General features: G+C 63.6%; 23 protein-coding genes. 6 read left to right on the forward strand and 17 right to left on the reverse strand.

From position 1 onward, the window contains the following. Positions 1–221: 221 nt before the first annotated feature. Together MSP7336_RS22120 and MSP7336_RS22125 are read right to left on the reverse strand one after the other, a co-directional pair. A complete protein-coding gene (locus MSP7336_RS22120; RefSeq protein WP_113964611.1) occupies positions 222–1,772 on the reverse strand; it encodes a PE-PPE domain-containing protein in 1,551 nt (516 codons plus the stop codon). A 263-nt stretch (positions 1,773–2,035) separates the two neighbouring features. Beyond that, entirely contained in the window at positions 2,036–2,746 is a 711-nt protein-coding gene (locus tag MSP7336_RS22125; protein ID WP_113964612.1) for a hypothetical protein, read from the reverse strand. A 616-nt stretch (positions 2,747–3,362) separates the two neighbouring features. Between MSP7336_RS22125 and MSP7336_RS22130 the strand changes: the two genes are divergently transcribed. Both MSP7336_RS22130 and MSP7336_RS22135 read left to right on the forward strand, forming a co-directional pair. Continuing rightward, positions 3,363–4,700, forward strand: coding sequence for a cytochrome P450 (locus tag MSP7336_RS22130; protein WP_113965192.1), 1,338 nt, complete (start codon positions 3,363–3,365; stop codon positions 4,698–4,700). A gap of 6 nt (positions 4,701–4,706) precedes the next feature. After that, positions 4,707–6,038: an acyltransferase gene (locus MSP7336_RS22135; RefSeq protein WP_113964613.1), complete on the forward strand. Its 1,332-nt coding sequence runs from the start codon at positions 4,707–4,709 to the stop codon at positions 6,036–6,038. A 40-nt stretch (positions 6,039–6,078) separates the two neighbouring features. Here the strand turns inward: MSP7336_RS22135 and MSP7336_RS22140 are convergent, their stop codons facing one another. The 6 genes from MSP7336_RS22140 to MSP7336_RS22165 all read right to left on the reverse strand — a co-directional run bounded on the left by MSP7336_RS22140 (position 6,079) and on the right by MSP7336_RS22165 (position 12,095). Next, positions 6,079–8,640: an FtsX-like permease family protein gene (locus MSP7336_RS22140; protein WP_113965195.1), complete on the reverse strand. Its 2,562-nt coding sequence runs from the start codon at positions 8,638–8,640 to the stop codon at positions 6,079–6,081. Then, complete coding sequence (locus MSP7336_RS22145; RefSeq protein ID WP_113964614.1) at positions 8,640–9,344, reverse strand: ABC transporter ATP-binding protein; 705 nt, start codon at positions 9,342–9,344, stop codon at positions 8,640–8,642. The genes MSP7336_RS22140 and MSP7336_RS22145 overlap by 1 nt, the downstream gene beginning before the upstream one ends. Then, positions 9,341–10,015, reverse strand: coding sequence for a hypothetical protein (locus MSP7336_RS22150; protein ID WP_142706839.1), 675 nt, complete (start codon positions 10,013–10,015; stop codon positions 9,341–9,343). The genes MSP7336_RS22145 and MSP7336_RS22150 overlap by 4 nt, the downstream gene beginning before the upstream one ends. A gap of 205 nt (positions 10,016–10,220) precedes the next feature. Continuing rightward, positions 10,221–10,919 (reverse strand): hypothetical protein, encoded by a 699-nt coding sequence (locus MSP7336_RS22155; RefSeq protein ID WP_142706841.1) that lies wholly within the window; start codon positions 10,917–10,919, stop codon positions 10,221–10,223. A gap of 146 nt (positions 10,920–11,065) precedes the next feature. Further along, on the reverse strand, positions 11,066–11,704 hold the full coding sequence (locus tag MSP7336_RS22160; RefSeq protein ID WP_113964617.1) for a GNAT family N-acetyltransferase: 639 nt from the start codon (positions 11,702–11,704) through the stop codon (positions 11,066–11,068). A 34-nt stretch (positions 11,705–11,738) separates the two neighbouring features. After that, positions 11,739–12,095, reverse strand: a complete 357-nt coding sequence (locus MSP7336_RS22165) for a DUF488 domain-containing protein (protein ID WP_113964618.1) — start codon at positions 12,093–12,095, stop codon at positions 11,739–11,741. A gap of 176 nt (positions 12,096–12,271) precedes the next feature. On the opposite strand from MSP7336_RS22165, the gene MSP7336_RS22170 reads away from it, so the two are divergent. Beyond that, on the forward strand, positions 12,272–12,838 hold the full coding sequence (locus MSP7336_RS22170) for a hemerythrin domain-containing protein (protein WP_069395194.1): 567 nt from the start codon (positions 12,272–12,274) through the stop codon (positions 12,836–12,838). Between the two features lie 15 nt (positions 12,839–12,853). Here the strand turns inward: MSP7336_RS22170 and MSP7336_RS22175 are convergent, their stop codons facing one another. Continuing rightward, positions 12,854–14,614, reverse strand: a complete 1,761-nt coding sequence (locus tag MSP7336_RS22175) for an N-acyl-D-amino-acid deacylase family protein (protein WP_113964619.1) — start codon at positions 14,612–14,614, stop codon at positions 12,854–12,856. 151 nt (positions 14,615–14,765) lie between these two features. On the opposite strand from MSP7336_RS22175, the gene MSP7336_RS22180 reads away from it, so the two are divergent. Beyond that, on the forward strand, positions 14,766–16,085 hold the full coding sequence (locus MSP7336_RS22180; protein ID WP_113964620.1) for an aromatic ring-hydroxylating oxygenase subunit alpha: 1,320 nt from the start codon (positions 14,766–14,768) through the stop codon (positions 16,083–16,085). Next, positions 16,082–16,714: a TetR/AcrR family transcriptional regulator gene (locus MSP7336_RS22185; RefSeq protein ID WP_244917503.1), complete on the forward strand. Its 633-nt coding sequence runs from the start codon at positions 16,082–16,084 to the stop codon at positions 16,712–16,714. Before MSP7336_RS22180 ends, MSP7336_RS22185 begins: the two co-directional genes overlap by 4 nt. On the opposite strand, the gene MSP7336_RS22190 is transcribed toward MSP7336_RS22185, so the two are convergent. From MSP7336_RS22190 to MSP7336_RS22215, 6 genes are all read right to left on the reverse strand, one after another. Continuing rightward, positions 16,686–17,249 carry a TetR/AcrR family transcriptional regulator gene (locus MSP7336_RS22190; RefSeq protein WP_069395195.1) on the reverse strand — a complete coding sequence of 188 codons (564 nt, stop codon included), beginning with the start codon at positions 17,247–17,249 and terminating at the stop codon, positions 16,686–16,688. The genes MSP7336_RS22185 and MSP7336_RS22190 overlap by 29 nt on opposite strands. A 69-nt stretch (positions 17,250–17,318) precedes the next feature. Next, positions 17,319–18,776 (reverse strand): PE-PPE domain-containing protein, encoded by a 1,458-nt coding sequence (locus MSP7336_RS22195; RefSeq protein WP_244917504.1) that lies wholly within the window; start codon positions 18,774–18,776, stop codon positions 17,319–17,321. A 110-nt stretch (positions 18,777–18,886) separates the two neighbouring features. Further along, positions 18,887–20,374: a PE-PPE domain-containing protein gene (locus MSP7336_RS22200; protein WP_113964622.1), complete on the reverse strand. Its 1,488-nt coding sequence runs from the start codon at positions 20,372–20,374 to the stop codon at positions 18,887–18,889. A gap of 27 nt (positions 20,375–20,401) precedes the next feature. Then, on the reverse strand, positions 20,402–21,547 hold the full coding sequence (locus MSP7336_RS22205) for a PecA family PE domain-processing aspartic protease (protein ID WP_113964623.1): 1,146 nt from the start codon (positions 21,545–21,547) through the stop codon (positions 20,402–20,404). A gap of 181 nt (positions 21,548–21,728) precedes the next feature. Continuing rightward, positions 21,729–22,556 (reverse strand): LLM class F420-dependent oxidoreductase, encoded by an 828-nt coding sequence (locus MSP7336_RS22210; RefSeq protein WP_113964624.1) that lies wholly within the window; start codon positions 22,554–22,556, stop codon positions 21,729–21,731. Continuing rightward, positions 22,538–22,948 carry a DUF4267 domain-containing protein gene (locus MSP7336_RS22215; RefSeq protein WP_113964625.1) on the reverse strand — a complete coding sequence of 137 codons (411 nt, stop codon included), beginning with the start codon at positions 22,946–22,948 and terminating at the stop codon, positions 22,538–22,540. The genes MSP7336_RS22210 and MSP7336_RS22215 overlap by 19 nt, the downstream gene beginning before the upstream one ends. Before the next feature lie 45 nt (positions 22,949–22,993). Between MSP7336_RS22215 and MSP7336_RS22220 the strand changes: the two genes are divergently transcribed. Further along, positions 22,994–23,998, forward strand: coding sequence for a synaptic vesicle VAT-1 family membrane protein (locus MSP7336_RS22220; RefSeq protein WP_113964626.1), 1,005 nt, complete (start codon positions 22,994–22,996; stop codon positions 23,996–23,998). 5 nt (positions 23,999–24,003) lie between these two features. Here MSP7336_RS22220 and MSP7336_RS22225 read toward each other — a convergent pair whose 3' ends face one another. Together MSP7336_RS22225 and MSP7336_RS22230 are read right to left on the reverse strand one after the other, a co-directional pair. Further along, on the reverse strand, positions 24,004–25,893 hold the full coding sequence (locus MSP7336_RS22225; protein ID WP_113964627.1) for a M48 family metallopeptidase: 1,890 nt from the start codon (positions 25,891–25,893) through the stop codon (positions 24,004–24,006). Between the two features lie 7 nt (positions 25,894–25,900). Beyond that, positions 25,901–26,491 carry a LemA family protein gene (locus MSP7336_RS22230; RefSeq protein ID WP_220178580.1) on the reverse strand — a complete coding sequence of 197 codons (591 nt, stop codon included), beginning with the start codon at positions 26,489–26,491 and terminating at the stop codon, positions 25,901–25,903. Positions 26,492–26,602: the final 111 nt, after the last annotated feature.

Genomic DNA, 26,602 nt, shown 5'->3' on the forward strand with positions numbered 1-26,602 from the left:
GTTCGACCATCGTGACGCGAACCCCGCACTATCGACCCCAGTAGCGCGCTACGGAAATCTCGTGTCGGCCGCGACGCCACTACTGAGGCAACACCCGCGGCTCGCATCAGCGCGATCGCGTGACGACGGAATCGCTTGGCTTCGAAGAGCGCTCGCCTCGCTGCGGCAATGTCATGGGCGACGACCGGCTTGGCGGGAAACCTCTCACGCGACTCCGGCAGCTACGAGAACAACTCCGCAAAATTGTCCAGCGTGCCCAGCAATGCATACAGGGCCGGTGCCGCACCGAGCAGAAGGGTGTACGGAACCAGCGCGGTGTCGGCGGCGATCGGATCAAGGAACGCGCCGAGGAGATCACCGGCCTCGAGTTGATCCATGAAGATCTCGGCGTTGTATGCGGGTAGGCCAATGAGGAGCGTATTGATCATGTCGGCAGCGGGCAGCAACGCCGAATAGTCGTAGGCCAGAGTGCTGCTGATCATGTTGATGATGTCGGTTGGCGGCGAGCTTAGCGTCACGTCCGAAACCGGGAAGCCGCCTAACTTGAGCAGCCCCTCCAGCACGTCGTCAAACGATGGGTTCTCCGGGGCGAAACCATGTGTGTACAACGACTCCGCAAACGGCATCCACGGTGCGATCTGTTCTTCGTAGCTGACCGGGTTCTGAATGGCATGAAGCGCGTCGTTGACACCCTGCTGCCAGCCGCTGCTGAGTGCTTCGGAGAGCTGCGTTTGGTTGATATCGGGGAACAGCCCGAAGCTGGTCGGCACATTCGCCGGACCCTGATTCCAGCCTTCGGTGATGCTGCCGTAGCCCAGGTTCACCATGATCCGGGTGACCGGTTCCAGCAGGTCATAGAGCGGCTTTCCGGCCCCCGGGATCAACAACAACGGCATCAACAACGGCAGATTCTCGTTCGGAATCATGTGGTAGTCGGTCAACCCTTCCCCGGTGAGCGCCGCAGATCCCGGCAAGAGAATCGCGTTGTCGATCTGCTCGGGGGTGAGATTCGCATACAAGAAATGCGCTAAAAAAATCCCCATGAGGGCGTTGAGATCCGACAGCAGGTTCGACGGGTAGCTCGGCCAGTCGGCGCTACCGTCGTATTCGATGGTGTAGATGTCGGTCGGGTAGAGGTCAGATGGTGTCGGAGGTGCGGAGGCGGAGTCGAAAGCGGCGAACGGCGACGGGTTACCCGGTAGAAAATCGAAGGTGGTCGTGAAACTGCCGTTGGGAGCAGCGGTATCGCCGACCAGTATGAAGTGCACATCGCCGCTGGGCACACCAGCGTCGTGGAGCTGCTGCATAACCAGCGAGGCGGCCATGGAGCTCTGGGAGTAGCCGAAAACCACGACGGGATTCTCAGGGCTCACCCCGCCGGCGTCTATTTGGTCTTTGATATTGGAGAACATGATCTCCTGGCCTTGGGCCAGCGAAGTGCCGAACCCGAGGCTTTTCGGACCGGTAAGCGGATACAGCCCATTGGGTAGGAACGAGGGTTGGACGGTGCCGGTGAAGCCGCGCGGCTGCAGGTACAGCGTATTGACGGCATCCACATATTGCGGGGTTGGTATGGGGATGCCGCTGCCGTCGTAAACCAACGCCGTGCCGGCGCCCAGCGGCGAATCTGCGTTGTCACCGCCGGTGAGCTGGATTTCGCGGACCTGGACGTCGGATGTCCGTGGCGGCACTGTATCGATGGTGATCAGGCCGGCGCCAGCAACGGCGACACTCATGGTGAGCGCCGCGACCGACGGAATTCGTGGACTCATGGTCGGTCCCTATCTGTCCTCTCGCAGACATGGCCACGATGTCGAGTTGAGCTTCGCGATAGGAATCGTCACTCGGTCGCGATGCGACGACCTCAGTAGCGTGCCACTGGACTTTCGCCCGGCGTCGGAGCGTTATTACTGATGTTGCGTTCGGTGACTACTTATGTTGCGTCAGTTTGCGGTTCTGAGTTCGCTTTTGTCCCTTGCCCAGACGGCGCCGAAATGTACGGCACCGATATTGCGGGCCCTACGACTCTGAGGAATCAGGGGATCAGGCTGGTCAGCACCTCGCCGATGTCCGCGACGCCTGCGGTGTCGAAAACCGTGTCGAGGCCGGGGATTATCCCGCTCAGATCCAGCGCCGCGCTCAGGTCCTGGACGACGGTGGTGAGATCCAACGCCTGCACTGCGTCGCTGAACACCGAGCCAGTGTCCGGCGCAGCAACATCGAGTGCTCCCGTGGCCAGCGCCTCGGGGGTGAGATCTGCAAAGCTCACTACGGATGCCAGGCCCTCGACAGCCTGCGCGTCGGGATCGACGCCGAAAAGACTACCTAGCCAATCCCATATAGAGGACAGATAATTCGCTATCGGCGTCAAGATTGGTGCAAGGTACAGAATAAGCAAAGTGGGAGGACCCATTATCCAGTTAAAGTGAGTGACGAAGTCCCACGCTTGGTTCAACCAGTCCCACGCTTGGGTGAACCAATCGTCGCCGGCAAGGCCGAGGGGGATATCGGCGCCAGCCAGTCCGTCAACGAACGTCCCGCCGAGATCGTCAAGGTCTGGCAGCGCTCCCGCCGTGGCTGCCAGGGCGTCGCTGAGCGACCCGTCGGCGCCACCGAGGCCGCCGACCACCAGGTCCAACGGGCTAACCATGTCGAAGTCGTTCTCGGCGGCGATCAACGCAACCACGCTCTGCTCGATAGCGGGTGAGTCAACCGGGTCGGCGGCGACCAGGCCGGCGCACAACACAACGATTCCGGCTAGGACATAACGACGTCGTATCAGGAGCTGGGGCGCCTTCTTCGACGGCCATCGACTGGGCCCACCAAGTTGAAACCGCGGACATTCCAGCGGGTTGTTGGCTGCGAGGGATATTGCGGTACACATCGCTGTCTCCTCCCCCTGTGTCGTTCGACCATCGTGACGCGAACCCCGCACTATCGACCCCAGTAGCGCGCTACGGAAATCTCGTGTCGGCCGCGACGCCACTACTGAGGCAACACCCGCGGCTCGCATCAGCGCGATCGCGTGACTCAGTGCCGCCGCGCCGAGATCCGGGAGATTGCAGTAGCGCACTACTGGGATCGCCGGACCGCCCGCGAGCAACGCTTTTCCCTTGGGAAAGTTGGGAGANGTCGTTCGACCATCGTGACGCGAACCCCGCACTATCGACCCCAGTAGCGCGCTACGGAAATCTCGTGTCGGCCGCGACGCCACTACTGAGGCAACACCCGCGGCTCGCATCAGCGCGATCGCGTGACTCAGTGCCGCCGCGCCGAGATCCGGGAGATTGCAGTAGCGCACTACTGGGATCGCCGGACCGCCCGCGAGCAACGCTTTTCCCTTGGGAAAGTTGGGAGACCGCATGATCGATCCGGCGAAGGCCGATCCGTGCGAAGTATTGACGCCGCACGGGTTGAATCCACCGCGGATTCGCCTGCCAAAGCTCGTGCAGGGCGCAGCATTCGCCTTTTTCCGCCGCCGTTCGATGCGGCATTGGATCAACCGGTACGGGCACATCTTTGAAATGAATGTGCCGTTCTTCGGTCGATCCGTCATCGTGTCCGACCCGGCCCTGGTGCGGTTGATGTGCACCACGGGAGCCGAGGATCTGGTCAACGTCCAGCCGAATATCGGTAACCTGTTGGGGCCTGGATCGGTATTCGCGCTCGACGACCAACCACATCGCGATCGGCGTCGACTGCTCTCGCCACCACTTCACGGTCAATGCCTCAAGGGCTACGAACAGATGATCGTCGAAGAGACACTCCGCGAAGCCGCGAATTGGCCTGAGAACAAAGAATTCCGGATTCTCGAGCCGATGAACAGGATCGCGCTGAACGTGATCTTGCGGACCCTCTTCGGCGCCGAAGAACCCGAATTCGGCGAACTCCGCGAAATCTTGCCGTCGTTCATGAAATTGGGATCGGTCATGGCATTCGTGCCGCGGCCGCCGTTCCGGACCGGGCGCCTCGGCCCCTGGGGCAAGCTCGATCGATCCCGGCGCGCGATTGACCGCATCATATTCACACTGATCGACAGGGCCGAGGCCGATCCGAATCTCGCCGACCGGCGGGACATCCTGGCACTGTTGCTGCGCAGCCGGAACGACGACGGAACCGCAATACCGCCGATGGATATCTGCGACGAGCTGTTGACCCTGATCGCTGCCGGCCACGAATCCTCGACAGGAGCATTGAGTTGGCTGTTTGAGCGGCTGCGACGCCACCCAGACGTTGTGGCCGAACTGATAAGAGAGCTCGAGGAGGGTGGCAGTGAATTTCGCCGGGCCACAATTTCGGAGTCGCTGCGCGCCCGAACCGTCCTCGATGTCGTTGGCCGCAAGGTCAGGTCGTCGGACTTCAACCTCGGCGGGTGGCGCATTCCGCAGGGCCGTACGGTGCTCGTGCGCATCGCCGATATCCATGATGATCCGCAGATCTTCCCTCACCCCGAACGATTCGACCCGACTCGCTTTCTCGGCAGCAGGCCCGCGCCACAGACATGGCTGCCGTTCGGTGTGGGATCACGGCGGTGCGTCGGCGCTGAATTCGTCTCCGCCGAAATGGACATCGTACTGCGGACAGTCCTAGAGAACTTCCGGATCCAGACCGATGCGGCCCCCGATGAGAAGGTGCATTTTCGGGGCGTCACCCACACCCCGAAACTCGGGGGCCTGATCGTCGTGAATCGGCGAAGGTAGCCCACGATGTCGACCCAACTGATCAAGCCGACACAGCCGCAACAGCTCGACATCCGCTGCAATGTGGGCGACGCCATCGTCGCGAATTTCGCGGTCCACATCGTCTTCTTCTTCGAGCGGTGTCTGGACACAAACGTTCTCAGGCGTGCGTTTGAGCGGGCCCTCATAAATCTGCCGATCTTCGCGGGGCGACTGGCTATGGCAGACGGCACAATGCGAATCCGGTGCCGGGGTCAAGGCGTGCCCTTCACGTCGAAGTCGTCGGGTCGCACGCTGCGTGAAGCGATCCGTTCAGTCTCGGAAGACTCCGGACGCTGGCTCGTCGACCAAGTGAACGTAGCCACAGCTCGACTGGGGCGCGGCCCGCTGTGCACGGTACGTGTCACACAGCTGGCGGACGCTGCGACCGCGATCGGCTTGTCATGGCACCACTCGGTCGGCGACATGCACACGGTGATGCACCTGATGAACGCGTGGGCCGACGCGGCTGCCGACAAGCCACTCACTGAGCCGCTGATCGTCGAAAACCGCGCCTCCTACCTTGACGAGCATCTTCCTGCCGGTGGCGCTTCCGAGCCCGGCGTGCGTTTTCTCGGCCTTACAGAAACCGCGCGTAGCGCGCTCTACATGGCAAAGGATGCCCGAAAGCAGCGCACCCTGAGTATCTACTTCGGCGAGGACGAAATCACCCGCATGCGCCATGCGTACGGGACCAGAATGCGCCTGTCGGTGAACGACGTTGTGTGCGGTCATCTTTCCGAGGCGATCATGCAGGCGGATCCTGCGCTGGACCAGCGCACCCTGATGATCGCGGTGAATGCCCGCAAGCGTTGTGGCCTTGATCCGATGCTCCTGGGCAACATCATCACACCGCTGAACATCGACCTGCAACGCGGCGACGCTGCGAATTCGATTGCCGAACGCATCCGCTGCAAGGTAGACGACTTCACCCAACTCTGCGATATCCGAATCAACCAACGGTTCCTCGACGCCGCGGGTGGATGGCGGGCCGCCCGCTGCGTGACGCGCGCATTCAATCCGGTCCACTGGAACCCGCTCGTAACGAATTGGAGCGGCTTCGGTCTCTACGACATCCGCTTCGAAGACACCCGCCCGTCTTATTGCACGCCGTTGATGCGACTACCCATAGCGGGAGGCTGTGTGGTAATCGAGGGAGCCGGGGGTCGTGGAGTTGTGCTCCATACGGCGTTGCCGCCCAAGGACTACGAGGCCATGTCCAGCCCGGAGATTCGGGAATACATTCACCAGTTTCGGAGCGCCGGCGACGATATTCCGCGGTTGCACCCGGTGGCCGGCGCGATTGACAGGCGTGATTGACACCAGCCCGCCCCCTCCGCGGGCTGGTGTCCGAACCACGTCAACTAGTGCGCAGCACCTCTGCCGTCTCCAGCCGCCGCGCATGGATCACGGGAAAGACCGCGGCGGCCAGCACCAGTACGAAAACCCCTGCGACTCCGGTTCGCAGCGGTAGCCCCAGCACATCCCAATCAATCTTGATGCCGTAGTACACCGGTGAGCCCAGCGACCAGAGATACGTCAGACCCATACCCCCGAACACGGCGAAGCCGGCGACCAGCGAGCCGAGCAGGCCGGCGTTGGCGATGATCACCGCCTGTTCTTGGCCAGAGGTGACCCCGATCGCCCGCAATGCGGCTCGCTCACGCCTGCGTTGCACAAGTCCGAGGACAAATACGTTCAGCAAGCTAAAGCCGGCGGCTGCCATCACCACGTACCCCGAGATCGTGAATGGCTCCAGGAATCGGGTGATCCCGCTGGTGGCCACCGAGCGCCACCGCTCGCTGTCGTACACCCACAATCCGGCGCCGAGGTTGACGAAATCGTTGCGGTGGGCGGTCGCGTCGGCGGCGGACGGATAGGCCACTGCGACCTGGTCGCGCACCGCGGCCCAATCGGAGCGCGCCAGTGTCTCGGACACCAGGACGATGTCGCCCACCGCTGTGTCATCGATCATCCGTGGATGAAAGATCCCGGCCACCCGAAAACGCTTCGGGCCCTTGACGGTGGGTAGCTCGACCGTTTCACCCGCGGCGACTTTGAGCCGACTGGCGGCAATCTCGCTCAGGCCAACTTCCCCTTCCCGCAAGCCCTGCCACAGCCTGTCATGGCCACCACCGGTCGGCTCATAAAGCGCCTCGCTGTACCAATCACCGGCCGTGACGCCAATGACGAGGCGCGGCAACGTCTCTGACGAGATTGTCGATCGCCAGCGCGACGACACGCTCCGCCCATCAGCGGCGCCGGTTACCAGCTTGAACGTCGAGTCGGCGATCCGGCCGTCTCGCTGATCGAGTACGGATTGGGCTGCGATCACCAAGGAAGCCGGCAGTCGGTTAGTTTTCTGCGCGGCAACCTCCCTGGCGCCGAGTAGCTGCATGCTGTATGAGCCGATGGAAAAACTGGTGCCTTCGGCGAGTAGTGCGGCGGAGAGAGCGAACAGCATCATGTAGCGCCGGATATCGGCATGCAGCAGACGCCCAACCGCAGGACGCGCGACGGTCAACAGGTCGATCAATCTCTCGGCGCTGCGCGGGGCACACCACAGCGTCACCAACACCACCCCGCACAACCCCAACGTCATGCCGTTGATGCCGGCGTTGAGCGGCAGCGACCCGTGCTCGAAGATCCTCAACACGACGACGGCGCTTGCCAGCAGCCCCGGCCCGACCACCAGCGGCCACATCGGCATCTTCCGCGCGCGCTGCACCCCACCGGCGCTTGCCATCGACGCCAACGGTCCTTCGCGGACCAACCTGACGGCCGGTCCGATCATCGTGAGGATTCCGCAGACGATCCCCGCGGCCAGCGCGCTCACAACTAAGTCCGGGGTGAAGTGCGCAGTGATGGTGCCGCCGGAACCAGCCAACATGGATCGCCCGAACCGGTTCACCAGATACGTCCCCAGCAGGAAACCGCTGGGCAGCCCCAGCAGTCCTCCGAGAACACCCACCACGGCGCCCTCGCCGAGCATTCCACCGAACAACCCGCCCGGTTTGGCGCCGATCGCGCCGATGGTCCCCATCACCGCACGGCGGTCCTCGATGGCCAGCAGGATGGTGTTGACGGCGATGAGGAAGCCGATCAGCACTCCGGCGATCACGGTCAGGTTGAAACTCTGCGCACCGTTCTCGAAGATGGCCGGCTGCTGCGGGCGGGGCGGGCCCGCTTTTGCGACACCGGCGATGACCCGGTCGATGTCGGCCCTGATCTGGGCGCCCGGTCTCGGCAGGATGAACGCGGCCGTGGCATAACCAGGTGTGGAGAGCAGGTTCGCGGCGATGTCGGGGGTGGGGGCTAGCAGCACGTAGCCGTCGTTGATGCCCTTGACACGGTCGAACTCCGAAAACGTCCAACCCAGGTGCGCCGAACGTGGTGGCAGCCCGGGAAGGCGCAATTCGTCACCGAGCTGCAGGCCATGCCGCTGGGCGATGAGCGTTGGGATCTGCAGGGGCACGCCGGGGCCTTCAGCAGGTTTCTCGTCGCGGGCGCGCTGCTCGCAGTTGAACGGGCCGACCAACAGCTCGATCTGGCACGATCCGCCCAGCAGAAAGAACCCGTGCGTGCCGCCTGAAATGTCCACGGGGGTCAAGCCGGCGACGGTCGGGATGACCGCCTCTGCTCCTGGCACCTCGGCGCGCAGCCGGTTCACCGTCTCGATCGGCAACCGGCCGCTTATGTTCGGGGTAACCTCGACCACCCCGCTGTCGGCGGCGTGGGTGAGCGACGGACCGAACGAATCGAACGGGCGGACAAGCTCGGACTTGAGTATCAAAACCCCGAGGACCACCGTCACCCCCGCCGCAACGCCGATCACGCTGAGCAGTGTCCGGCGCCAGTCGGCAATCAATGCGGCGAGGTGGATCCGCCGGAAAGCCAGCCATCCGGCGCGCAGCCGATGCATCACCATTCCTCGACGAGTGCGGCAGCCTCGACCATGCACGCACGCCCGTCGACGAGGTTCAGCTCGCGGGAGCCGTACCGCACCGCGGCCTGGTCGTGTGTCACGAGGACGACCGCGGTGCCGTCTTCGTCTGACAGTGACCGCAGGAGATCCAAGACCTCGACCGACGAGTGGCTGTCCAGGTTTCCGGTCGGCTCGTCGGCGAGGACGATGGACGGCCGCGCCGCCAGCGCGCGCGCCACCGCCACCCGCTGCATCTGTCCTCCCGATAGTTCGGCCGGCCGGTGCCGCGCGCGGTTGCCGAGTCCGACCCGTTCCAGCAGCTCCTCCGCGCGTGCGTCGGCTGCTCGGGCAGCCATACCGTCCAAAACCAATGGCAACGAGACGTTCTCCACCGCGGTCAGCATTGGCACCAGGTTGAAGAACTGGAACACGAATCCGAGGTTGCGTCGCCGGAACGCGGCGCGCGCACCGGTGCTCATCGCCCACATGTTCTGGCCCGCCACCGCCACCGTGCCGCTGTCCGGCGCATCCAGCCCGCCCGCGATATGCAGCAGGGTAGATTTGCCGGCCCCCGATGGGCCGGTCACGACGACGAATTCGCCTGCGTTCAAACTGAAGTCGAAGTCGACGAGGACGCGCACCTGCTCGTCGCCCCGGCGGTAATTCTTGGCAACGCCGTCGAGCTGCAGTACCGGCGTCATGGGATCAGACCGCTCAGCAGCTCACCGATATCCGGGATCAGGCCGGTGCTCATCAGTTCGCCGATGTCGCCAATCTCGGCGGGATCGAACGCGGCGGTCAAATCCTGAACGACCGTGGTGAGATCCAAAGCCTCCGCTGCACTGCTGACCAGCGAAGTAGTGTCCGTCAAAGGATCGAGCGCCTCTGCGGCCAGGGTGTCGGGTATGACATCTGCAAAGCTTGCCGCGGATGCCAAACCCTCGACGGCGGGCAGATACGGATCGAAGCCGAAAACACCGCCCAGCCACTCCCATATGGCGGAAAAGGTATTAACGATCGGCACCAAGATGGGGCTAAGGAGAATTTCACCCCAAAAGATGATGCTAAATGTCAAGGCGCCTAGGTAAGGCAACGCTTCACTCCACCAGTCGTCGCCGGCGGCAAGGCTGAGCGGGATATCCGCGCCGGGCAGTTCGTCGACCAACGCCCCGCTGAGATCACCGAGGCTCGGCAGCGCATCGGCCAAGCCCACCGCTTCGATGGGGCCGCCCAAATCGATGATGTCTTCAACCGCGGCAAGCTCGACCGCGCGCTGTTCGGTATTGGGCGCGACCACCGGGGTGATGGCGATGAGGCTGGCGGCAACCACGACGACGCCGGCTGTGGCATAGGGGCGAAGCGCTAACTGCATGACCATCTCCCTCGAACGTCACCACGCTTGCGAGTTCATTTCGAGGAATCGTCGCTGGTATTCGGGCCGCGTGAACCCAGTAGCGCTCTACTGAGCTTTCGCCAGGTTTCGGCGTGCACTACTTAGGCTCGCCTGCGAGTCGGCCCGAACTCCTCGAGTCAACCGCATACGACTACCGATCGCACAGCAAGCGCTGACTCAGCAATCACGGGATCAGACTGCTCAGAATGTCACCGATATCCGGGGTCAAACTGGCACTTACCAGTTCGCCGACGTCACCAAATTCAGCAGGATCGAACGCGGCGGTGAGATCCTGGACGACGGTGGTGAGATCCAACAGCCCCTCTGCACCACCGAACACTGCGGACATGTCCCCCACGGTGCTGTCCACTCCGGCGGACAACACAGCATCGACTGCACCCGCGCCAAAGACATCTGGGACGCCGCTGTCGAATGCCACCGCGGCGTACGGATACGGGTCGAAGCCAAAGAAATCCGCAATTGCCTGCCAGGTGAGTTGCAAAAACCCAGCCCCTGGGACCAATACACCCCAGAAAAGCAATCCGAACAGAGCGGCAAGACCGGTGACCACCCATCCCTGGATCTCCTGCCAGAAGTCGGTGATCGCGTCGAGCGCCGGGAGATCTGCGGCAGCGCTCAGTGCGCTGCCGAGGTCGGGCAGTCCGTCGCCGAATGCTGCGCTGAGATCACCGAGGCTCGGCAGCGCATCGGCCAAGCCCACCGCTTCGATAGGAGTACCCAGGTCAATGATGTCTTCGACAGCGGCGAGCACGACCGCGCGCTGCTCGATATTGGGTGCAACCACCGGGGTGATGGCGACGAGGCTGGCACCGACCATGACGACGACACCGGCTGTGGCAAAGGGACGAAGTGCTCGCTGCATGATCATCTCCCTCGAACGTCACCACGCTTGCGAGTTCATCTCGAGGAATCGTCGCCGTTATTCGGCGACGTGGACCCAGTAGCGCTCTACTGAGCTTTCGCCCGGTTTCGCCGTGCGCTACTTAGACTCGCCCGCGAGCAGGCCCACTACGACTCTTGATCGCGCAACCGTGGCACGTCGTCGGGGGAACGCACGAGCGCGTACAACGCCATCCGCCGATTCGACATGTCATGTTCGCCGAGGAACACGCACCCGGCCCGCTCGCAGAATTTACGCGCGACCGTGTTGCGGTGGTCGGGGTCGAACATGATGCGCCGGCAGTTCGGTTCCTGGCCGAGCACGCTGGCCACGAAATGCGGCAGCAGATAAGGTCCAATGCCTTTGCTCAACAGGTCCAGGTCGGCGATGGCGGCGTGTATGCCCAGATCGTAGGGGTCAGCCTCGTACCGCGTCGCGATGGAATCTTTTGCGGCGCGGTACAATTCGACGTAGCCGCCGTCCTTTCCCTCCAGGCTGCCAACGAACGGGCGGGAATACTGCCCGTTGATCTGTGCCTCCAAGTATCGCCGCCAGCGGTCCGGTGGCCAGGCCGATTCCCACGCCTCGACCAGATGCGGCCGATTCATCCATTCCGAGATCATCTCGGCGTCGCGGACCGGATCGGCCAGACGAAATGCGTACGGTTCGGGCACCTCGGCCACCGATGGCGGTGCCGGGACGTTGCGGACCTCATCGGGCAAACCCTTGGTCAGCTCCCGCGGCAAAATCGGTTCGGTGTCAGTCATGTCGACCAGGGAGCCTACCGAAGCGCAGGGTGAATCAGGGTCGGCCTCTGAGCAGCTTGGCCAGCACCGCTGCTTGGCTGATGTCCACGTCACGGGTTGCGGTCACCAGCGTCAGGGGACCAGCTTTGGCCAGCTTGCGTAGTTCTGCCAGCGCCTCGCTGCCGGCAAGCTCTTCGGTATACCGTGCCGCGAACTCGTCGAACCGCTCCGGCTTGTGGCCATACCAGTCGCGTAGTTGCTTGGACGGGGCGACGTCCTTACACCAAATGCCCACCCGTGGGTCGTCCTTGCGGAACCCGCGCGGCCACACCCGGTCCACCAAGATGCGCTGGCCGTCGTCGCTGGTCGGGTCTTCGTAGACCCGGGCTACCCGGATACGGGTCTTGGCCATGAAGCGAGGATAGCTCCGGCCGCCCGGCGCAAACGTCAACGCCTCCAGCCTTTTCTGGTAACGCCGCGCCAGCAATCTGCAAACGTTTAGTTCCACACAGGTCGGGGTATCCGCGCTGCTAAGCGAAGCAAATCTGCCCCCATCTGTCCCCTTACCTCACACTGGAGGTGTTCGGCATGTCCGAGATGATCATTCAATCGCCCGACGAAGTTATCGCCTTCCTCAAGGCGCAGCACAACCTTATTGAGGACATGTTCGACCAGGTGCTGCACGCGTCGGACCCGCAAGCGCGGGAGAAGCCCTTCGTACAGTTGCGTCAGCTGCTCGCCGTCCACGAGACAGCCGAGGAAATGGTGGTCCATCCCCGGGCCCGCGGTGAGCTGGCGGCCGGCGATGCCATTGTCGACGCCCGACTCAAAGAAGAGCACGAGGCCAAGGAGCTGCTGTCCAAGATCGAGGGTCTCGACGTTACGTCGCAGCAGTTCATCGACGAGCTCACCAAGCTCAGGGACGCGGTCCTCGAGCACGCCCAGCACGAGGAGAACGAAGAATTCTCCAAACTGCAGCGGCAACTCAACGACGACGACCTCAAAAGGATGGGAACCGCCGTGCGAGCAGCCGAGGCCATCGCTCCCACCCGTCCGCATGCCGGCGTGGAGTCGGCGAAACTGAATTTCGCGGTCGGCCCGTTCGCGTCATTGCTCGACCGCGCTCGTGACCTGATCGCGCACGGCATCGGCTAACGGGAGGGTTGACGCTCAGCGCGCTCCCCGCACCAACCGGCCCGGGCGCGCCCCGGTGTCGACGCCGTCGCGGCGGGTCACCACGCCGTTGACGATCGTGGCGCTGTACCCGGAGGCACCCTGGACGAGCCGGCTGCCGCCGGCCGGCAGGTCGTAGGCCATCCGGGCAGGGTGCAGCGTGAGCGCATCCATGTCGATCACGTTGACGTCGGCCCTCTTTCCGATTTCGATCACCCCGCGATCCGAGAGCCCGAACAGCTGTGCGGTGTCGTGCGACTGCTTGCGGATGACGTACTCCAGCGGCAGCTTCTGCCCGCGGCGACGATCCCGCGCCCAATGCGTCAACAGGAAGGTCGGGTACGACGCGTCACAAATCATGCTGCAGTGAGCGCCGCCATCCGAAAGCCCGACCACGCCCGCAGGATGCGTGAGCATCTCGCGGATCGCGTCATGGTTGCCGTAGGAGTAGTTGTAGAACGGCAACATCAGCATCGCTGTGGCATCGCGCTCGAGCATCAGGTCATAGAACGTGGCCAACGGATCCTCACCGCGCTCGGCGGCGATTTTCGCCACGGTTCGCTCGTCGGTCGGCTCGTAATCGGGAGGATCACCGAGCGCATACATCCGGCCCATCGAGTATTGAGCCAGGGCAAACATGTTGTCGAACAACCGATTTGGATCGGGCGGCAGATCGTCTTCGTTCACGATCGCCGCCTTGACCGCGGGATCGGCGAGGCGCTGCGCCAGTTCCTCGGGGCTGCATTCGGCCTTCAGCCGGCGAAAGGTTGGCCGGTGGGTGAATGGGTGATGCCCGGGAAAGCCGAACAGCATGCCGAACGGTCGCGCCGCGATCTGGGGATACAACCGGCTCCCCGCCGCGTGCGCGGCCGCCGAGATCTCCAGCTGCTCGCGCCACAGATCCGGGGCGGCGTCCACCTGGATCATGCCGAAGGAGATCGGCCGGTCGATCTCGGCGCCCAGGCGCCGCATCCACTCCAGTTCCTTCTTGGGCGCGATGATGTCCTCGCCCGCGACGCCCTGCGGGGCCAGCTCGAAGACGGCCTGGCCACCGGCCGCCATGGCCCGGCCCAGCCCGAACAGCTCATCCTCGGCGGCATAGGTGCCGGGTACCGGTTCGCCGTCGATCGCCCGATGCCCCAGGGTGCGCGACGTCGAAAACCCCAGCGCACCGGCCTCGATGGCCTCCTGCACCAGGCGCGCCATCGCCGCGATGTCTTCGGGTGTGGCGGGCTCGTTGCGGGCGCCGCGCTCACCCATCGCGTAGGCGCGGACCGCGCCGTGAGCCACCTGGCTGCCCACGTCGACGGCGAATTCGTGGGTTTCGAGGACGTCGAGGTATTCGGGGTAGCTCTCCCACCCCCAGGTGATGCCCTCGGTGAGCGCCGCGCCGGGAATGTCTTCGACGCCTTCCATCAGGCCGATCAGCCAGTCCTCCCGACCCGGTAGCACCGGCGCGAAGCCGACGCCGCAGTTGCCCATGACGATCGTCGTCACGCCGTGACTGCTGGAGGGCTCGAGCAGGTCGTCCCAGCTGACCTGGCCGTCGTAGTGGGTGTGGATGTCCACGAACCCCGGCGCGACGATCTTGCCGGTCGCGTCGATCGTCTCGGCGGCCTCGCCTTCCAGCGGGGGGCTATCCGGACCGCGGCGAGATAGTTCCACGATCTTGCCGTCCTTGACGGCGACGTCGGCGGCGAATCGGTCCGCGCCTGTCCCGTCCACGACGGTGCCGCCCGTGATCTTGAGGTCGAACACGATTACTCCCTTACCTGCCGGGCCGGTTGCGCGTCGAGATCGACGCCAGCGTGGGACCTACTCGCATTTTTCCGCGCTGCCGTCGATCTCGGCGCCCACAAGCTACAGTGGGCCACTGTAACACCGTTACAGAGGCGACGGGAGCCTTTCGATGACGACCGAAACTGCGCGTGAAACCCGACGCGAGGATGCCATCGGCACCCCGCCGAAGCGGCCCACCCTGGTGCCCGCCGAGCGCTACTACTCGGCGGCGTTCGCCCAGCTCGAGGTGGAGCGGATGTGGCCGAAGGTGTGGCAGGTCGCCTGTAGTGTCGATCACGTCGCCGAACCGGGCGACTACTTCGAATACCGTTGCGGCCCATACTCGGTCCTCATCGTGCGCGGCGATGACGGCACGCTGCGCGCATTCCAGAACGTCTGCCGTCATCGCGGCAACTCGTTGTGCGCGGGCGCAGGGTCGGGGCTGCGGGAGCTGCGGTGCGGCTATCACGGCTGGACATGGGATCTCGCCGGTGCGCTCAAGCGCGTCCCGAACCGAAAAGCGTTCGGGACGCTGCCGATGTCGGAGCTTGGGCTGCACGCGGTCAGCGTCGATACCTGGGAGCGGCTCGTCTTCGTCAACCTCGACGTCGACGCGATGCCGTTGCCCGATTATCTGGAAATGGTGCCGCGCGACATCGCCTGGCTCGGGCTCGGCGATTTCCGCTGCTATGCCTCGATGACCATCGAGGTCGCCGCGAACTGGAAGACGATCGCCGACGGTTTCAGCGAGACTTACCACATCCAGACGTTGCATCCGGAGTTGCACCGCTGCATGGACGACGTCTATGCCCCGCAGGTGATCTGGGGACACACCGGCAAGTCGGAGCAGCTCTACGGTGTGCCCAGCCCGCGTATCAAGGAAGCGCTCAGCGACCGCGAGGTGTGGGACGCGTATGTCACCACCCAGGGCGCGCTGATGGGTGTTGCGGAGGGCACGCCTTTCCCGGATGGGGAGCACCGGCCGCTACCGGACGTGATCGCCGACCGCACAAAAGCTTTCGCAGCCGAGCGCGGTGTCGATTTGAGCTGGGCCAGCACCGATCAAATGCTGCGGCTGCACCAGTACAACATCTTCCCGAACATGACGTTGCTGGCCAATGCCGATCACCTGACGGTTATGACCGCATTACCGGGGCCCGATCCCGATCACGGCGAACTGGTGATGATGTTGTGGACGCGTATGCCACCCGGTGCGCCGCGAAGCAAACCGGTCGATGTCCGGATGACAGCGGACGAGGCGGATCCCGACCTGGTGATCAGTCAGGACATCGCGGTATTGGCCGGGCTTCAGCGCGGTTTGCACCAGCCTGGCTTCACCCACCTGGTGCTGTCCAATGAGGAACGGCGGGTGATCAGCACGCACCGCAATCTCGAACGCTATCTGGACCTGCCCGAATCCGACCGGTTAACCGGGGGCGAAACCCCTTGACGACAGCGCCGGGTAATACCGTCAGCGCCGAGGCGATCCTGGACGCCGCGGCCCGGCTGATCGAACGCGATGGGGTGGACGCCTTCACCATGCGTCGCCTCGCCGAGCAACTAGGGGTAGCGGTCACTTCGATCTACTGGCACATCGGGGGCAAGGACGCACTGTTCGACAAACTGGTTGAGCGATTGCTCACCGAAATGGCGAGTCTGCCTATCGAAGGTGACAGTGCGGTGGAACGCATTGCATCACTTGCGCATTCGCAACGTCGGGTTCTGATCGACCGGCAGCACTTGCTCCGCATCGCACACGAGCGCGACCGCACGCCGAGGCTGTTCCTGCCGATTCAGCAGGCCTTGGCCGCACAGCTGGCCGAATTAGGCATCGCCGGAACGCAGGCCGCACTGGTTCTGCGGGCGGTGCAGGTTCACGTCATATCCTCAGCGGTGATGCAGTTCTCGGCTGTTCGGGGCGCCAAGCATGACGAAGAGGATCCTTCGCTGTGGACGGATGACTGGCCGGATCAAGCGCTCGTCGAAGCGCTTCAGTCACCCACCGACTACGACGCGGTTTTCGAATACGGCCTGGACGCGCTGCTGAGAGCTATCGAGGAGCGTCACGCACGCCAATGAGAATGGCTTGAATGAGTCGGTCGATGCGCTTGACGCTGTGTGTGGTGCGGGTGCCTCTGGCGTAGTCGAGCATGACGCCTTCGATGAAACGCAGGGCAGCGAAGGCTTGTTCATCGATGACAGCGCGACGCGGTCGAGTGCCCGCGGGTTGCCATTGCTTCACCGCTTCTCGGATCAGCTGTTGGAAGCGGCGGGCGGCTTGGTCGAGCGTTTCGGCGAGTTCGGGATCGCGGCCGGCTTGCAAAGCGAGCTCGAAGCGCGCTTTGGTTCGGGTGAGCCACGGCTCGACTCCTGCCATCGTGACCATGGTTGCCAAGCCCGCCGTTCCCGAGTAAGAGCCGCTGCCGTCGTGGGCCAGCTCCGACATTCTGGCCAGGTCGCTGTTGTCTAATTCGGTCAGACGCGCTGCGGTGGCTTGCAGCAGCGCTTTGCGAGTGCGGAAGTAAAACGATGTCGTCCCGGCCGGGACACCGGCGCATTGATCGACCTTCGGATGGCTGAGCCCACGCGCACCAGCGGCGCCGAGTAGCTCAATGGCCGCGTCGCACAACTGTTCTCGGCGCTGCTGTGGGTTTCGGCTTCTCCGTTCGGCAATGGCCACATTTTACGAGAAGAGACCGGACAGATCGACAAACGGACTGAGCAGGTCGATGGCGGCGAACGCGACCCCTTCCCCGACGGTGGCAAGTTCGAACAGCCCCAACATCGGCAGCAGCCCGACGTCGGCGGCAATCGGTAAACCGATGGCGTCGAGGAGGTCGCCCTGCGCGAGCTCGAAGGAGAACACGTCGGCATCGACGGCGGGGAGTGTGGTGAATAGCGCATTGGCGAAGTCCGCCGTCGGAAGCAGCGCTGAGTACACGGAGGACAGGGCGGCGCTGAACCCATTCACGATTCCGAGCAGACCGTCTGCAGGGGTAGCCGGTAAGGAAAAGTCCTCGGAGGCCACGGCCGTGAAATATGGCGTCTGCAGCAAGTCCAGCAGTGGATTGCCCTCGAGCGAAAACAACCGCGACGGGTCTTGCAGATCGCTGATCGCGTTTTGGATGCCTTCTTGAAGGCCGCTCACCAGCAGTCCGGGAACCTTCTCCAAATCACCGAGGCTGGGGAACAATCCGAGCGGGGTGGGCACGTCGGCGTTTTCGTTCACCCAGCCGTAGTTCGGGTCGCCATAGCCCAAATTCACCAGCACTCGTAAATCCGGTTGCAGCAGATCAGCCACCACCGGACCGACCACGGGAATCGAGCGCAACGGGTCCAGCAGCGGCAGGTTCTCGGTGGGGATCATGTAATACGTTGTGTCCCCGTCGTATCCGGGAGATGTCGGCACTTCCACGGCGTTTGCGAGCTGCTCGGGGGTGAAACTCGGGTACTGGGTGTGCACGAAGGCGAAACCCAAGACGGCGTTGAGGTCGGCGAGGACATTGAGGGGGTAGCGTGGATAGTCGCTGACGGCGTCGTATTCCGCGGTGTAGATCGCCGTCGGGTAATCGGTGACCGGGGTCGCGCCGCTGAACGTCATTCCCAGGCTCGGGATGGTCGGATCCGACCCGGGCGGAAAGTCGAAGCGCTCGAAAAAGCCGCCGTTGGGATTGTTGGGATCGCCGAGCAGCACGAAGCTGAGCTGGTCCGGATCCGGATTTATGCCGGCAGATCCGTTGAGAATATTCGTCATTTCCATAGACGCAATAGTGGAGCTCTGCGAGTAGCCGAGGACCGTGACGTGGTTTCCCTCGGCGAGTTGCTGCCCGATCGCCTGGTTGAGAATGCTGACGCCTTGGGCCACAGAGGCATCGAAGGTCAACTCTTTGGGGCCGATCAGTGGATACAAGCCTTCGGGGGTCGCCAAGGGGCCGAGCGTGCATGCCGGCGGGTCGCAATGCAGATACAAGTCGTTGATGCCGTCCACGTAGACCGGGGGCGGTATGGGGATGCCGCTGCCGCCCATGATCACCGCGGTATCGTCACCGAACGCCGCGGCCGCCGTCAGCATCGACGTCAGACCAATCGCCCCACCGGCCAGCAACGCTAACCGTAGCCAACGAGAACCATTGCCCCGCAAAGCGACCTCCTACAACGCGGCCGTTATCTGGCGGTCGAACGCAGCGATGCTAACAACGCTTGTCGGCGTTGGGAATAGTTTCTCTAATCTTTTAGAGTCGCCCTGCCGAGCTACGGGAACAGGCTTGCCACGTCGACGAACGGACTCACCAGGTCAAGCGCAGCGATCAGGGCGCCCTCGCCAACGGTCGCCAGCGCGATCAGGCCTGCCAGCGGAATCAGCGTGACGTTGGCCATGAGTGGATAACCGATCGCCGCGACGAGGTCCCCCTGATCAAGCCAATATGTGAACAGGTCGATGTTTTCGGCTGGGAGCGTGGTGATCAGGGCGTTGACGATGTCCGCGACGGGAACAACAGTCCCGTAAAGATTCGAGGCCGCCTCGCTGAACGCGTTCACGACTCCCTGCAAAGTGTCCGTTGGCGGCGGGAAGGAGATGATGTTGGATATCAACTCCCTCGAGGGGAGCGTCTCCAGCAAATTGAGCACAGGATTGTTCTCCAGCGAGAACAACTCCGACGGGTTGGCCAAGTCACTGATCGCCTTCTGAATCCCCTCTATTGCTCCCGAAACCAGTAGGCCAGGAACCTTTTCCAGGTCATCGAGGCTCGGGAACAGGCCCGCGGGAGTAGGCACGTCGGCGTTCTCATTCACCCAGCCGTACTCCGGGTCGCCGTAGCCCGAGTTCACCAGCACTCGCAAACTAGGTTGCAGCAGATCAGCTATCACCGGACCGGCGACGGGGATGGAGCGCAACGGGTCCAGCAGCGGCAGATTCTCGGTGGGGATCATGTAGTAGGTGGTGGCTCCGTCGTAACCGGCAGACGTCGGCACCTCCACGGCACTCGACAGGTCAGTCAAAATCGGGTACTTGCCGTGGACGAAAACAATGCCCAACAGCGCGTTGAGGTCTGCGAGCAGATTGAGCGGATACCGGGGAAAGTCGGCAAAACCATCGTATTCCGCTGTGTAGATGGCGGTCGGGTAATCGGTGACCGGCGTTGCACCGCCGAAAGTGATACCCAGACTCGGGATGGTGGGGTCGGAACCCGGCAAGATGTCGGCGCGCGTGAGCAAACCGCCGTTGGGGTTGCTGGGATCTCCCAGGAGCACAAAGCTGAGCTGGTCTGGGTCGGCGTCTATGCCGGCAGATCCGTCCGCGAGGTTCGCCATCTCAAACGACGCGATCGTGGCGCTCTGCGAATACCCGAGGACGGTGACGTGATCGCCCTCGGCAAGCTGTCGCTGGATTTCGTTGTTGAGGATCGATACGCCTTGGGCTACCGACTCATCGAATGTCAGCGCCCTGGGTCCTACGATCAGCGGATACAACCCCTCGGGGGTGGTCAGCGGATTTGTGCTGCATGCCGGGGGGTCGCAGTGCAGATAGAGCTCGTTGACAGCTTGGACGAACTCCGGTATCGGAATCGGCATTCCGCTGCCACCCATGATCACCGCGGTGTCGTCGCCGAACGCCGACGACGCGGTCAGCACCGACGTCAGCGCCAACGCGCCGCTGCATGTGCCGGCGAGCACTCCGCGACGCAACCGACGAAAACCCTTGCCCCGCAATGCGACCTCCTGCAACCCGGGCCACATCGGCTTGCCAGTAACCGACTTTTAGAGCTACGTCGGCAGGCTGTGGAAAGTCGTTGTGGCGGGGTCGTATCCGATGTAGATCGGCCCCAGGTTAAAGGGCATGAAACCGGTATTCATGAATTGCCTGTCCGGCACGATGGTTGGGCTGTTCGTCGCAGTCGTCGTGTACGAGTACAGCAGTGTCTGGCCGTCTTTGGTGAACACGTTGATTAGCTGATCCGGCGCCAGGGTCTGGCCAATTGTGCCGCCCTGGTCAAGGGCCCCCTGCGGGATGGTTCCGTAGACGCCGCCGGAGTCGATAATTGTGTTGACAAGCGTCTTGTCCCCGTTACCGACCTGGACGTTGAGGACGGCATTTGCGATGCCGTCAACGGTGACTCCCCCGCTCAGCGGGTCGGGGCCGAACTGCACGTAACCTCCGGGTTCGTTGATGAGCACCCCTTGGCTGAGGTCGCCCGGCAGCGCTGAGATCACGGTAGTGGGGCCGTCGTCGGGACCCACCGCATCGGACGCGATTCCCAACACGCCGACGGCTTCTGCGGGTCGCAAGAAGGCCTCGAAGCTCGGGTACAAGAACCACCCCTGCAGGGTCGTCGGCCACGCAAACAGCTCGACGTCGATGCTGGTCGGGCCGGACACAATGCCATGACCGAAGTCCACGGTCTGCTCCGGCAGCGTGACATAGAAGTACTGGAGGCCGCCGCTGTAAGCGCCGATACCGAAACTGGTGGGGAACGTGAGGTTATCCAGGCCGATTTGGTACCAGGGCACCACCAGGCCATTGGATCCGGTGTCGAGCAGGATGGGTAGCTCTGATCCGCCGCTTATCGAGAGATTGATTATCGGCTCGGTGACCGCGGTCATCGTCAGCGGGATGGCGTTTTCCGGTAGGTCCTCGGCAGCCAGCGCCGACGTTGCGTCGGCGGCCAGTGCGGGCGCCATGATGCTGCTGAGGTCCAGCCCCGAGTCGAGCGTCAGCGTCGGGCTGGGATCCACCGCAGCGACCGATTGTGCGATCGCGTCGATAATCGGGTCGAAGATGTCGTCGAAGTCGGCGTGGGCGCGCGGCGCCGCTGCCAACGGGGTCAAACCCAATGCCAGCAACGCGCCGGCGACCAGGCCAACACCCCACCGACCGATTCGCCCCCTGCGGCGCGGTTGACGACCTCGCATGGCCCAATTCCTTCCGTCGAAGCGCGGCAATTACCCCCAGGACCTTCTCAGCGAAGATTAAGTTACCGACGCGCTTTGTGCGACGCTATTGACAGTCCTGGTGACGCCGTGACTGGAGTGGCTCGTGGGTTCTTGCCAGCTCAGGCGGATGACCTGCACCGCAGCTGCCCGCTGTTGACGCTTACGTCAGTCTGGAGAACTCGGTCCGCAACTGGTCCAGCCGTCGAAGCGTCTCGTCACGCGGCTCGGTCGGCAGTTCGATCAATACGTGCCCGACGCCGACATCCAGGTACCGCTCAAGGTCTTTCGCGCTGTGTTGTCCCGAATGGATGTTGATCACCGGCACGTCGTGGTCGGCGAGTGCCCGCAGTTCGTTCAACTGACCCGACAATGCGTTCGCCGATGGGCTCATCGCGAGCCAGCCGGCGCCCAGCCGTGCGATGCGCTTGAAACTCGCCGGTCCCCCACCCAAATACAGCGGCGGGTACGGCTGCGTCACCGGCTTGGGCCAACAATAGATCGGGTCGAAATCAACGAATTCGCCGTGGAATTCCGCCTGTTCCTGCGTCCAAATCGCGATCATTGCGCGCAGCCGTTCGTCAACTACGCGCCCGCGCACCGCAGGGTCGACGCCGTGGTTGGCGATTTCCTCGCGCAGCCAGCCCACACCCACACCGAAGTGGAACCGTCCCTGCGACACCAGGTCGAGCGACGCGACTTCCTTGGCCGTCAGGATCGGGTCGCGCTGTGGGACCAACGCGATTCCGGTCCCCACAACCAGCTTCTCGGTAGCGCCGGCCGCGGCCGTCAGCGCCACGAACGGATCCAGCGGGCGGTAGTACTTCGGTGGAATCGGGCCACCGCCGGGGTACGGCGTCTTGGCGTTGACCGGGATGTGGGTGTGCTCAGCCACGAACAGCGACTCAAAGCCACGCTCCTCGAGTGCGGCACCCAGCTCGGCTGGGCCGATCCCCTCGTCGGTCACAAATGTCAGGACACCAACTCGCATGCGCGCTTCCTTTCCTCCGCTGACGTGATCCGGCGCACCGCGCCCCACAAGCCGACAGCGATGCCGACGACCGCGCCGCCCAGACCAATGAGCTGCTGGGATCGCTTCATCTGCTGATGAACACTGATCCCGCCGAGCAGATCGGCGGCGTCGGCGCCGGCGGACGCCAGGAACCAACCGCGGGTGTTTTTGCCACGCAGCGCCGCGGTGGTCAGCAGCCCGCCGATCAGGGCGTCGCGGTATCCCATCGACCGCAACAGCAGTCGCGTGGTCGCTGCCGGTTCGGCGGGATCACCCCAGAGTCGATTCGCCCGGACAGGGTCGACGAGAAATGAGATGCCGGACGCGAGCCGGATAGACCCGGCGGCGAGCGCGGCGCGGTCGATGGCCATGCGGGCAGCCTATAGTCGCGGTTACTTGCACACCTCGGAGGAGCTATGCGGGCAGTCGTCATCACTAAACACGGCCCACCATCGGTGCTGACGGTGCAGGATCGTCCGGACCCGCCGTCGCCTTCGGCCGGCCAAGTACGCATTGCGGTGCGTGCGGCCGGGGTGAACTTCGCCGACCACCTGGCCCGTGTCGGGCTCTACCCCGACGCGCCGAAGCTGCCGTGCGTGGTCGGTTATGAGGTGGCCGGGACCATCGAGGCCGTCGGCGACGGTGTGGACCCGGCACGCATCGGCGAGCGGGTATTGGCCGGAACCCGTTTCGGTGGTTACGCCGAGATCGTCAACGCTTCCGCGGCCGACACCATCGCGCTTCCCGAGTCGATGAGTTTCGAGCAGGGCGCCGCGATCCCGGTCAACTATGCGACAGCGTGGGCCGCGCTGCACGGTTACGGTTCGCTGCGTGCCGGCGAACGCGTGCTGGTGCACGCGGCCGCCGGCGGCGTCGGTATCGCGGCCATCCAGCTGGCCAAAAAGGCCGGCGCGATCGTGCACGGCACCGCATCACCGGGCAAGCACAGCAAGCTCACCGAGTTAGGCGTCGATCGCCCCATCGACTACCGGCGCAAGGGCTGGTGGGACGGCTTGGAGCCGTATGACATCGTGCTGGACCCGCTCGGCGGCACGTCGTTGCGACGGTCTTACAACTTGTTGCGCCCAGGCGGACGCCTTGTGGCCTATGGTCTTTCGTCGCTGCAGCAGGGAGAGAAGCGGTCACTGCGCCGGGCGGCGCCCCAGCTATTGGCCATGATCCGCGGGTTCAACCTGGTCAACCAGCTAAGCGATTCCAAGACGGTGATCGGCCTCAACATGCTGCGCCTGTGGGACGACCGCGGCACGATCGAGCCTTGGGTGGGACCACTATCAACGGCACTGGCCGACGGCACGGCATCCCCGATAGTTCATGCGGCGGTGCCGTTCGCGGATGCGCCGGAGGCGCATCGCATCCTCGCTGCGCGAGAAAACGTCGGCAAGGTTGTCCTGGTGCCATAAGAGGCTCAGATCGCCGGCGGAACCGGGCAGTGCAGCACAGCGCACACGGTGCGGACCAGCTCGGCTTCCTCTTGAGTGACGGTCCGGTCGGCCATGACGGTCGCCATGACGGCGTGCACCAGCGCGGCCTTGTCGTCGCCCTCGAGCCCGTCGATCACCGGCCACACGCGTTCGAGCTCGAACACGTCGCGAACCGGCATGAACGCGATCCGCGCGTGCGGGTAGGCCACTGAGATCCCAGCCTGAAATGCCGCGGAAGCGGCCCGGGGATCGCTGTTGCCGGCCTGCGCGAGCAAAGCGATCAGACAGGCGACTGCGTTTTGGGCGCTGGCCAGGCTTTGCCGCTTGCTCTTCCACGGCGAAGCCGATGTCAACGCCTCGTGCAAGCCGACGAAAACCAATGTGCCAAGGCAGTATTCAAAGAGGTCGATCTGACCGTCGGCGTTGATGAGTTCGCCGAGCACGGTAGTCATCAGCTGGGTGTCGCCCTCGGCACGGTTGCGCAGAGCCGGGAACGCGATCGACGCGACGGGCAGACGCAGGCTCGGGTCTAAGCGCACCAATTCCCCACCGCACCGCCATGACTCGTCGGCGAGTTGTTTGCCGTGATACCGGGCCACGATCTGATACTGCGCCCGCCGGACATTTTCCTTGCGATCGAAGACGAGGCCGTAGATCAGTGGAACCGCGGTGGCGGGATTGTGCGCAAGGTCGGCAATTCGCTGCGGGATGGCTTTGTGCATGCGGATTCCCGCGTGATACGACGCGGCGGTCGGATTACCAACGGCCGCTGCGTATTCGCGGGTGTCGACGCGGCGCGGAGCAGCTCGCTCTACCGGCTGTTCGGCCAAGCCCATCCGCTGATCCTCTTGCAGGCCGTCCGGCGGCTGATGCGACCAGCGCTGCCGCAGCTCATCGAGGTTGCTTGGCGTGAAGCCGGGTTCGAGCGCCTGAATGCGTTTGATCAGAGGTGGGTGAGTCGCGTAGAGCGACGACAAGGTCATGCCCTCACCGAACAGCATGTGGCTGACGTTTTCGGCTTTCGGGGTGCGCAAGCGCGAGCCGGCCTCGAGTCCGCCGATTTTCTTCAGCGCTCCTGCCAATCCGCTTGTCTGCCGGGTGTATTGGACCGCGGACACGTCCGCGAGATATTCCCGTTGACGACTGACAGCCGCTTTGATCAACCGGCCGAAGAAGACCCCGATCCAGCCGGCCACTAGAACAACCAACCCCAAGACCCACAGCGGCAGGGCGTTGTCGCGGCCTCGACCGCGCCCGCTGTCCGAATACCACAGCATGCGACCGACAACCGACAACGCGGTGATGCCGGCCAACACGCCGATGAGCCTCAGGCTCAACCGCATATCGCCATTGACGATGTGGCTGAACTCGTGTGCGATCACACCCTGGAGCTCGTCACGGTTGAGCCGGTCCAGCGAGCCTTGGGTGACGCACACCGCCGCATCGGCCGGCGTGTACCCGGCGGCGAACGCGTTGATCCCGCTCTCCTGTGGCAGGTAATAGAGCACGGGCACTGGTGTGCTCGATGCGATGGCGATTTCTTCGACGACGTTGCGGTACCGCTTGAGATTTGGATCTGTCGGCATGTCCGGCACCCGCACTGCACCCAGGCTTTCGGCAACCTTGGTCCCGCCCCCACGACGCAGCGACAGCGTCTTGACAATCGACACTGTGCCAATCATCAGCAGCACAGCGGCGCTCACGAAGAGCAAGACGCCGACCAACCGCTCCGGCGTGGCCCGGCCCCCGTACATGATTCCTGCGAGGACAGCGAGATCCACCATCGCGGTGATTCCCAGTACTGCCAAGATGAATAGCAATACCAACCTTTTCGATGCGCCGCGCACCTGCCGCTGACGCTCGAAGAAGTCCATCGCCTAATCAGAACTCAACGTGCAGGACTTCACGCACCTCCGGACCGGTCGCCTCCAGCGGTGCTGCCGCGGTGAAGCCGAACATGCCCGCGAACAGGGCAGCCGGGAACACTTCGCGCTTGTTGTTGTAACTCATGACCGCGTCGTTGTAGGCCTGGCGGGCGAACGCGACGCGGTTCTCCGTCGAGGTCAGTTCCTCCGAAAGCTGCATCATGTTCTGGTTGGCTTTGAGGTCGGGATACGCCTCGCTCAACGCGAACAGCCTGCCGAGCGCTCCACTTAGCGCGCCCTCGGAGGCTGCCAGCTGACCCATCGCATCGGGATCGCCCGGCTTGGCGGTGGCTGCCGCCTGTGCAGAAATGGCGGAGTTGCGCGCTTGGATGATCGCTTCGAGCGTGCCGCGCTCGTGCGCCAGGTAGGCCTTGGCGGTTTCGACGAGGTTCGGGATCAGGTCGTGCCGCCGGGTCAGCTGAACGTCGATCTGCGCGAACGCGTTCTTGTAGCCGTTCCGCGAACGGACCAATCCGTTGTAGACGCTCAGCGCAACTATCACGAGGATCGCGACGATTACGCCGACGACAATAAGGGCGATGACCACGTGCTCCACCTTTGCTCTCGACACCAACGGTTCTCAACATGGTCGCTCAGATGCTTGTGCGATAGAGAGCAAATAGGCACTTTCCAACTGGAGCGAGACTCGCTAGTTTCT

Source organism: Mycobacterium shimoidei (genome assembly GCF_900417275.1).
GTDB classification, from domain to species: domain Bacteria; phylum Actinomycetota; class Actinomycetes; order Mycobacteriales; family Mycobacteriaceae; genus Mycobacterium; species Mycobacterium shimoidei.